9 protein-coding genes and 1 pseudogene are annotated in these 7232 nt (G+C 70.1%); 1 reads left to right on the top strand and 9 read right to left on the bottom strand.

The annotated features are described in order from the left end of the window. Together G6038_RS29910 and G6038_RS29905 are read right to left on the bottom strand one after the other, a co-directional pair. Positions 1 to 464, bottom strand: a 464-nt coding sequence (locus G6038_RS29910) for a redox-sensing transcriptional repressor Rex (RefSeq protein ID WP_346772956.1), incomplete at its 3' end; no start/stop codon positions are given. A 160-nt stretch (positions 465 to 624) separates the two neighbouring features. Further along, on the bottom strand, positions 625 to 915 hold the full coding sequence (locus G6038_RS29905) for a glutaredoxin family protein (RefSeq protein ID WP_165042438.1): 291 nt from the start codon (positions 913 to 915) through the stop codon (positions 625 to 627). 199 nt (positions 916 to 1114) lie between these two features. Between G6038_RS29905 and G6038_RS29900 the strand changes: the two genes are divergently transcribed. Continuing rightward, positions 1115 to 2116: an HAD-IB family hydrolase gene (locus G6038_RS29900; RefSeq protein WP_165042440.1), complete on the top strand. Its 1002-nt coding sequence runs from the start codon at positions 1115 to 1117 to the stop codon at positions 2114 to 2116. Between the two features lie 15 nt (positions 2117 to 2131). On the opposite strand, the gene G6038_RS29895 is transcribed toward G6038_RS29900, so the two are convergent. The 7 genes and pseudogenes from G6038_RS29895 to G6038_RS29865 form a co-directional block, all read right to left on the bottom strand. Continuing rightward, positions 2132 to 3154 carry a lysophospholipid acyltransferase family protein gene (locus G6038_RS29895; protein ID WP_165042437.1) on the bottom strand — a complete coding sequence of 341 codons (1023 nt, stop codon included), beginning with the start codon at positions 3152 to 3154 and terminating at the stop codon, positions 2132 to 2134. Next, positions 3151 to 4227: an NAD-dependent epimerase/dehydratase family protein gene (locus G6038_RS29890; protein ID WP_165042439.1), complete on the bottom strand. Its 1077-nt coding sequence runs from the start codon at positions 4225 to 4227 to the stop codon at positions 3151 to 3153. The genes G6038_RS29895 and G6038_RS29890 overlap by 4 nt, the downstream gene beginning before the upstream one ends. A gap of 228 nt (positions 4228 to 4455) precedes the next feature. Continuing rightward, a complete protein-coding gene (locus G6038_RS29885) occupies positions 4456 to 4557 on the bottom strand; it encodes an AURKAIP1/COX24 domain-containing protein (RefSeq protein ID WP_003402602.1) in 102 nt (33 codons plus the stop codon). Positions 4558 to 4759: 202 nt separating this feature from the next. Next, positions 4760 to 4996 (bottom strand): helix-turn-helix domain-containing protein, encoded by a 237-nt coding sequence (locus G6038_RS29880; RefSeq protein WP_003937551.1) that lies wholly within the window; start codon positions 4994 to 4996, stop codon positions 4760 to 4762. Positions 4997 to 5117: 121 nt separating this feature from the next. Continuing rightward, a complete protein-coding gene (proC, locus tag G6038_RS29875) occupies positions 5118 to 5936 on the bottom strand; it encodes a pyrroline-5-carboxylate reductase (protein ID WP_165042436.1) in 819 nt (272 codons plus the stop codon). A 49-nt stretch (positions 5937 to 5985) separates the two neighbouring features. Beyond that, the gene (locus G6038_RS29870; protein WP_165042435.1) at positions 5986 to 6840 is read right to left on the bottom strand and encodes a thioesterase family protein; all 855 of its coding nucleotides are present in this window, start codon (positions 6838 to 6840) and stop codon (positions 5986 to 5988) included. Continuing rightward, positions 6837 to 7232: pseudogene (locus tag G6038_RS29865) on the bottom strand (MerR family transcriptional regulator); the annotation flags it as partial. The gene G6038_RS29870 and the pseudogene G6038_RS29865, both read right to left, overlap by 4 nt.

The following is a 7232-nucleotide window of genomic DNA, read 5'->3' as shown; positions in this document are numbered from 1 at the left end:
GCCAGGTTCCCCACCCGCGTCCCCACCCGCGCCGGGTCGGCGTCGAACAGTCCGGCCATCGTGAACCCGCGGCGGTCGAAGCCGGCGTACCCGGCCAGCGCACGGCCGAGATTGCCGACGCCGACGAGCACCACGCGGTGCCCGCGGTCGAGGCCGAGTGCGTGCTCGATCCGGGCCTGCAGGCGCAGCACGTCGTAGCCGACGCCGCGCACCCCGTTGGGCCCGAGAAAGGACAGATCCTTGCGGAGCTTCGCGGAACCGACCCCGGACGCGGTGGCGAGTTCCTCGCTCGAGACGATGAGCGTGCCTTCGTCGGCAAGCATTCCGAGGACCCGCAGATACGTCGCGAGACGCGTCACAGTAGCCTGGGGGATGTCCCGCACAGGGACACCGGGAGACGCACCCCCGCCGACTTCGGCGACGCCGCGGGCAGCGTCGCCCCGCGGGGGGTGCAGCTCTGTCACGTTCGTGGCTCCTCGTCCGGCCGACGGGTACACGTCGGTCCTCACGGTGATCCGGGGGATTCGTTCACACCACGGTAACCGCTTGTGAAGCCCTGCACAAAGTTGCTCGAACGGCCCCGAATGTGCTTCTCACCTGCACGACGGTTCCGCCCGGGGGCGCTCAACCGGCGAGATCGGCCCGCAACCGCGGCTCGTCGACCTCCCAGTAGCTGTGCTCACGGCCGTCGAGCAGCACCACCGGCAGACGATCGCCGAATTCGGCGCGCAGGTCGGGATCCGTTGAGGCAGCCCGATCGACGTCGATGCACGTCAGCCCGGCTCCGAACTCGTCGCACAGTTGCTCGAGCAGAGTCAGTGCCGGCGCGCAGGCGCCGCAGCCGGCGCGGACGAGGAGGGTGATCTCGTGGCGGGTGCCGGGTGTGGTGGCGGATCCGGGCAGATGTTCGCTCATGGGGTCAACTGTGCGTCATACCCCGCCGAGACGAACGTCACACCCACGGCCCACATGCGGCAACGCGCGGAGGGGGCCATGTCGCGGGCTAGGCTGGGGCGGTCTGCCACACACGACGGCCGGCCGCCGACAAGCCGGCCGGCAGCACTCGACGGCGCGGCCGTCGCGCAACAGGGAGGTGCAGGTGCCGGAACGTCCAGTGCCACACGGCTGGGGATTCGGCGAGAACCTGGCCGGCCGCGTCAGCGAGACCCTGGCCGGCCTGATCCGGCCCGGCCGGCGTCGACTGCTGAGCAAGTTCGGTCCCAGCGAGGCCGAGGTCCGCGCGAACCTCGCCGGCCAGGCGAGCGCCGAGGCCGCCCTCGCGCTGCAGGAGGCCCGCACCGAGGCCGAGCCCGCCGGCACCACGACCACCCCCGTTCCGCAGGACCTGACCGCGGCCGCGTTCTTCGACGTCGACAACACGATCGTGCAGGGCGCGTCGATCATCCATTTCGCGCGCGGACTCGCCGCCCGCGATTACTTCACCAAGTCCGACCTGGCCGAATTCGCCTGGCAGCAGGTCAAGTTCCGGGTCACCGGCAAGGAGAACTCGGACGACGTCGCCAGCGGCCGCGAGAAGGCCCTGTCGTTCGTCGCCGGCCGGTCCACGGCGGAACTGGCCCGCCTCGGCGAGGAGATCTACGACGAGATCATCGCGGACAAGATCTGGCCCGGCACCCGGGCGCTGGCGCAGATGCACCTCGACGCCGGGCAGCAGGTGTGGCTGGTGACGGCCACCCCGGTCGAACTGGCGAACGTCATCGCCGAGCGACTCGGCCTGACCGGCGCACTGGGCACGGTCGCCGAATCGGAGGACGGCGTGTTCACCGGCCGCCTCGTCGGGGACATCCTGCACGGTTTGGGCAAGGCCCACGCGGTGCGGGCCCTGGCGATCCGCGAGGGCCTGAACCTCAAGCGCTGCACGGCGTATTCCGACAGCCACAACGACGTGCCCATGCTCTCGCTCGTCGGCACTCCGGTCGCCGTCAACCCGGACGCCGACCTGCGGGAGCTGGCGAAGACCCGTGGCTGGGAGATCCGGGATTTCCGCACGGCCCGCAAGGCGGCACGCATCGGCGTGCCGACGGCGCTGGCGCTCGGCGCGGCCGGCGGAGCGCTCGCCGCCGCCCTCGGCCGGCGCCGCGACCCCGCCGCGTGACGCGGGGCCGGTCCCTCAACCGAGAAAGACGTTGCGCCGCTTGGTGAGCAACCGGTACAGCGTCTGCTGGATGGTCTCCCGCACGTGGTCGGTGACCTCGAACAGCACCATCGGATCCTCCACCGCGGCGTCGTCGTAGACGTCGGTGGCGATCGGTGTGCCGAACTCGATGTACCACTTCGAGGGCAGCGGAACGATGCCCAGCGGTCCCAGAGCCGGGAAGAGCGGGGTGATCGGGAAGTACGGAAGGCCGAGGAGCCGGGCGATGGACGTGAGGTCGGCGATCTTCGGGTAGATCTCCTCCGAGCCCACGATCGAACAGGGCACGATCGGTGCCTTGGTCTGGAGCGCGGCCGAGACGAAGCCCCCGCGCCCGAACCGCTGCAGCTTGTAGCGCTCGCTGAACGGCTTGCCGAGCCCCTTGTACCCCTCGGGGAACACCGCGACGACCTGATCCTCGCGGAGGAGTCGCTCGGCGTCGGGGTGGCACGCGAGGGTGTGCCCTGCCTTGCGGGTGACGCTGCCGACGACCGGCATCCCGAAGGCGAGGTCGGCCGCGAGCATGCGCAGCGGACGGTGAGCGAGGTCGTGCACCGCGACGGAGGTCATCAGCGCGTCCACCGGCAAGGTGCCCGCATGGTTGGCGACGATCAGCGCGCGACCGTCGGCCGGAATGTTCTCGATGCCCCGCACCTCGACGCGGAACCACTTCTCGAACAGCGGCCGCAGCGCGGGCAGCAGGACGTTGTCGGTGAAATGCGGGTCGAAGCCGAAGTCGTCCACCTCGTAGTCGCCCGTGATGCGGCGCCGGAGGAACTCGGCGGTACCGGTGATCTGCCCGACCAGTTTGTGCCGCAGATCGTCGAGGAACCCGTCGGCCGCCGTCTCCTGCACGGGCAGTTCGGGGCGCTCGGGTGGGGTCTGGGAGCCGAGTCCGTACGTCGACGGATGACCGGAACCGGCGCCCGGGCGTGCGGCCGCCCGGCGCGCCGACCCCGTCCCACCATGGAGGGGAATCACCTTGGCAACTTCTGTCATCGCGCCTCCATCCGCTCTCCGAGCGCCGAGAGCAGGACCGACTCGGTTCGATCGACCCATTCCGTCCTGACAACTCGCCGCAGTCCGACGTTGCGGGCGAAGTCGTCGAGTGCCTGCTTGGTGGTCCACCTCGGCTCGAAGCCGAGTTCGGTGCGCATCCGCGTGGTGTCCAGGCCGCGCCCGAAGTGGAAGTAGTCGAGTTCTTCCTTGTTGAACGACTTCATCACCGGCCCCATCAGTGCCTGCCCGACGGTGCGGAACAACCCGTAGGGCATCGGCACGGTCAGTCCACCGGCCCGCCGCACGGCCTGCGACATCATCACGATGCCGTCGCCGGCGACGTTGTAGGTCCCGGGCGGCCCCGCGACGGTGGCCCGTTCGAGCGCCGAGAGGGCGTCTTCCTCGTGCAGCAACTGCAACCGGGCGTCGCGACCGAGAATGGTGGGCACGATCGGCGAGGTGAGGTATCGCGAGACCGAGCCGGGCATATGGTTGCCCACCGTCGGGGCGAGACGCAGGATCGTCGCGGCGAGGTCGGGTCGGCGGCGCGCCATTCCGCGCAGGTAGCCCTCGACCTCGATCATGTCGCGGGCGAAGGCCCCGGTCGGCCGCCGGCGCGCGCTCATCTCCTCGGTGAACTTCGCCGGGTCCTTCGCGCTCGAGCCGTATACCACCGACGACGAGCGCAGCACGACGCGCCGCACGGACGGGGTCTTCTGGCACATGGCGAACAACTGCATCGCGCCGAGGACGTTCATGTCCTTCATCGCGGCGCGGCTACCGGACTTGGGAGCCTTGGTGAGGGTCGACGCGTGGACGACGGTGTCGACGTCCATGTTCCGGATGACCTTGCCGATGAGCGGGTTGCGGATGTCGGCGAGCACGAACTCGGCGCGGCCCATGCGCCGCAGCATGTCCTTGGTGGGCGACTGGGTGTCGACCGCGATGACGCGCTCGACCGCCGGATGCTGCGCCAACCGGGTGACCAGGTAGCCACCGAGGAATCGGCTCGCTCCGGTCACCAGGGCCACCCTCGGCGGGTCGATACCGTCGATCTCCGAACTCACCCACATACCCCCTGCCGTCACTCCGGTCTCTCACGATACGGTGACTTTCGCAACAAAGCATTACACCCGAGTAACCGATCACCGGAAAGCCCCCTCCAACGGGACCTTCGGCCCCTCGGGCACACACTCCGCGTTCCGCCCGAACCGGGCATTCCGCTCGCCGGCTCACCGCCGTCCGCCGGCGGAAACGCTCGATGCCCGCCACCGCGGGGTGACGGGCATCGGGAGATCGGTCTACTTGCCGAGTTTACGACGCTGCACGCGGGTGCGGCGGAGCAGCTTGCGGTGCTTCTTCTTCGACATGCGCTTACGGCGCTTCTTGATCACAGAACCCATCTGGGTTATCCCTCACGTTCTCTCTAGCGTTCCTGCGCGCACGCCGGTGACGTACGCCTGTTCTCGACGCCGGGCCTCGTGGTGACGAGCTCAGCGCCGCACGACACCGGGTGGCCGGTACGACGACAAGTAATCCTACCGGGGCGGGTTTCGCTCGGTGAAACCGAGGTCCGCTCCGGGTTCGATTGCGGTCGACGACCGCTCAGCCGACGTCGAAGTAGGACGTTTCCAGGTAATCGTGCACAGCCTTGGCGTGCACACGGAACGAACGCCCCACTCGCACGGCGGGCAGTTCCCCGCTGTGCACCAGCCTGTACACGGTCATCTTCGACACCCGCATCAGCGCCGCCACCTCGGCGACGGTGAGGAACTGGGTGCCGGAGAGAACCGACTGACCGTCCTCGGGTTGGCCCTTCGACGGTTTGCTTCCAGATACCATTACACACCTCCGGCACGTCCCGCGCCGCCGGCTTCCCCTCCGGCGGAACAGACACGCACGTGCTCGATCGAGCTTAGCGTGACCCATGGTTCCCGTGCGACGATGCGCGCGACGAATTTCTTCAATCACCGGACGAACCGAGGGCCGCGGAGCGGTCCCGGGCCGCCGCGAGCGCCTCGTAGAACGCCGTCCGGACGCCGCCACGCTCGAGTTCCCGGACCGCCGCCGCGGTGGTTCCGCCCGGCGATGTCACCGCTGCACGCAGGTCGGCGGCGTTTTCCCCCGACCGGGAGAGCATGGCCGCCGAACCGGTCATCGTCTGCACCACCAGCTCGGTGGTGGTCGCCCGCGTCAGACCCAGAGCGACGCCCGCGTCGATCATGGCCTCGGCGACGAGGAAGAAGTACGCCGGGCCGGAACCGGACACGGCGGTGACCGCGTCGATCTGGGACTCGGGAACCACCGTCACGGTACCCACGGACTCCAGGACCTCGCGCGCCAGCGCCAGATGGTCGGGCTTGACGTGCCGGCCGGCGGCGATCACGCTCGCACCCTCCCCCACCAGCATCGGGGTGTTGGGCATGACGCGCACGACCGGCGAACCGGCGGGCAGCTTGTTCTCGTACCGCGACGTGGGCACGCCGGCCACCAGCGACATGAGGAGCTTCTCGCGGTCGCTGTCCAGGTCGGCCTTGCCCAGATCCGCGAGCACCACGTCCACGTCGCCCGGCTTGACCGCGATCACGAGCACGTCGGCGCCTTCGGCCGCGTCGGCGATCGAGTCGGTGACTCGGATCGAGTACTCGGTGGCCAGCTCCTCGGTCCGGGCCGGGAACTTCTCGACGACCACCAGATCCTTGGTCGCGAACCCACTCTGCAGCAGCCCCGAGACCAGCGCCTCGCCGATCCTGCCACCACCGATCACCGCAATTCTCGTCATGGGCAACAGCCTGCCACGACCGTTGTCGTGGCCCGCATCGCCCCGACGATCAGCGCGGGATCATCGCGAGCTGGCGGCTCTGCACGACGACGTCGCCGGTGGCGTCGACGACGGTGTGATCCTCCTCGAACCAGGCGTTGCCCAGAACGGTGCTGTCGGCCATGATCCGCAGCCAGCCGGGCGCCGGCAGTCGCCGCAGGTAGGCGGTGAGCTGCACGGTCGGAGCCCATCCGAACAGGCCGCGGTTCATCGTGACCGGGGCCGAGATGTCCCCGGCCATCAGCGCGAACAGCACGGCGGTGTCGACGTCGGCCTCGTCCCCGGGCCACGGCCGCGCCCACATCCGCACCACCGGTTCACCCTGCTCCCCCACGAGGAAGCGGGCACTGGTCTCGTCGACGACGAGGTCGGCCCCGCCACACAGGTTCACCACCTGCGCCATGGGATGACCGGGACCGATGAGGGGCGCGCCGGCGGGCGGCTGTACCGGCAGCCCGGCGACCGGGTGCGGCGCGGTGTATCGCGGCTCGCCCGCGTCGGGCTGTCCGAGCGTCACCGAGGCGCGGACCGCGATCCGGTCGCCCTGGGCCAGCTCCACGTCGACCAGACCGACCTGCTTGCCCAGCTTGCGGACGGTGGTGGTCAGTTGCACGTCGCCGGGGTCGGGCGCGGCGACGAACGCGGCACTCACCGCGAGGGGCTGCACCGCCGGATCGGACCCGGCGGCCTGCAGCGCCGACCGGGCCGCCGCGGCGCACACGGCGAGCATGCAACCGCCGTGCACCTTGGGGCCGATCGTCCAGACCGGGGCGATGTGGGCGAGCCAGCGATCGTCGCCGACGGCGTCGAGCGTCGTCAGGTCGCGGAACGGGTGGTTCTCGGGATCGGGCACGGCGTCGGTCACTGCTGCTCCTGGGAATCGGCGACGGGACTGTCGGGGGAACCGGGTGGGAAGAACTCGATGAAGCGGCGGGCGGCAAGGTGCTGGTGGGCGAGGCGGCGCATCGCGGTGAGGACGGGTTCGTACAGGGCGGTGCCGAGGACCGCTGCCTCGACCGTCGCATCCCGGGACCGGGTGGGCAGCAGGTCGAGGTCGAGTTCGGCGATACCCAGCACGTGCCGTCCATAGACGTCGATGCGCTCGTCGCTCATCGTCAGGCCGGCGGATTCGAGGGCCGCCAGGGCTCGCTCGAGCTGCGCGACCGCCGCGAACCGCGGGTCGTAGAGCTGGCCGAGCCGCTCGAGCACGCGCCGGGCGCGCGGATAGTCGCGGGGGGCGGGCGCGTCGTCGTCGGG

The sequence above is a fragment of the Rhodococcus sp. 14C212 genome (assembly GCF_011058195.1).
Classification (GTDB): Bacteria; Actinomycetota; Actinomycetes; order Mycobacteriales; family Mycobacteriaceae; genus Rhodococcus; species Rhodococcus aetherivorans.
The sequence above is the reverse complement of the archived record's forward strand: the minus strand, read 5'-3'. Positions and strand labels throughout refer to the sequence as shown.

Coding starts and splice junctions, on each gene's coding strand:
- G6038_RS29905 (WP_165042438.1), bottom strand. CDS start 915: ATGAGCGAACATCTGCCCGGATCCGCCACCACACCCGGCACCCGCCAC.
- G6038_RS29895 (WP_165042437.1), bottom strand. CDS start 3,154: ATGACAGAAGTTGCCAAGGTGATTCCCCTCCATGGTGGGACGGGGTCG.
- G6038_RS29890 (WP_165042439.1), bottom strand. CDS start 4,227: ATGTGGGTGAGTTCGGAGATCGACGGTATCGACCCGCCGAGGGTGGCC.
- G6038_RS29885 (WP_003402602.1), bottom strand. CDS start 4,557: ATGGGTTCTGTGATCAAGAAGCGCCGTAAGCGCATGTCGAAGAAGAAG.
- G6038_RS29880 (WP_003937551.1), bottom strand. CDS start 4,996: ATGGTATCTGGAAGCAAACCGTCGAAGGGCCAACCCGAGGACGGTCAG.
- proC (WP_165042436.1), bottom strand. CDS start 5,936: ATGACGAGAATTGCGGTGATCGGTGGTGGCAGGATCGGCGAGGCGCTG.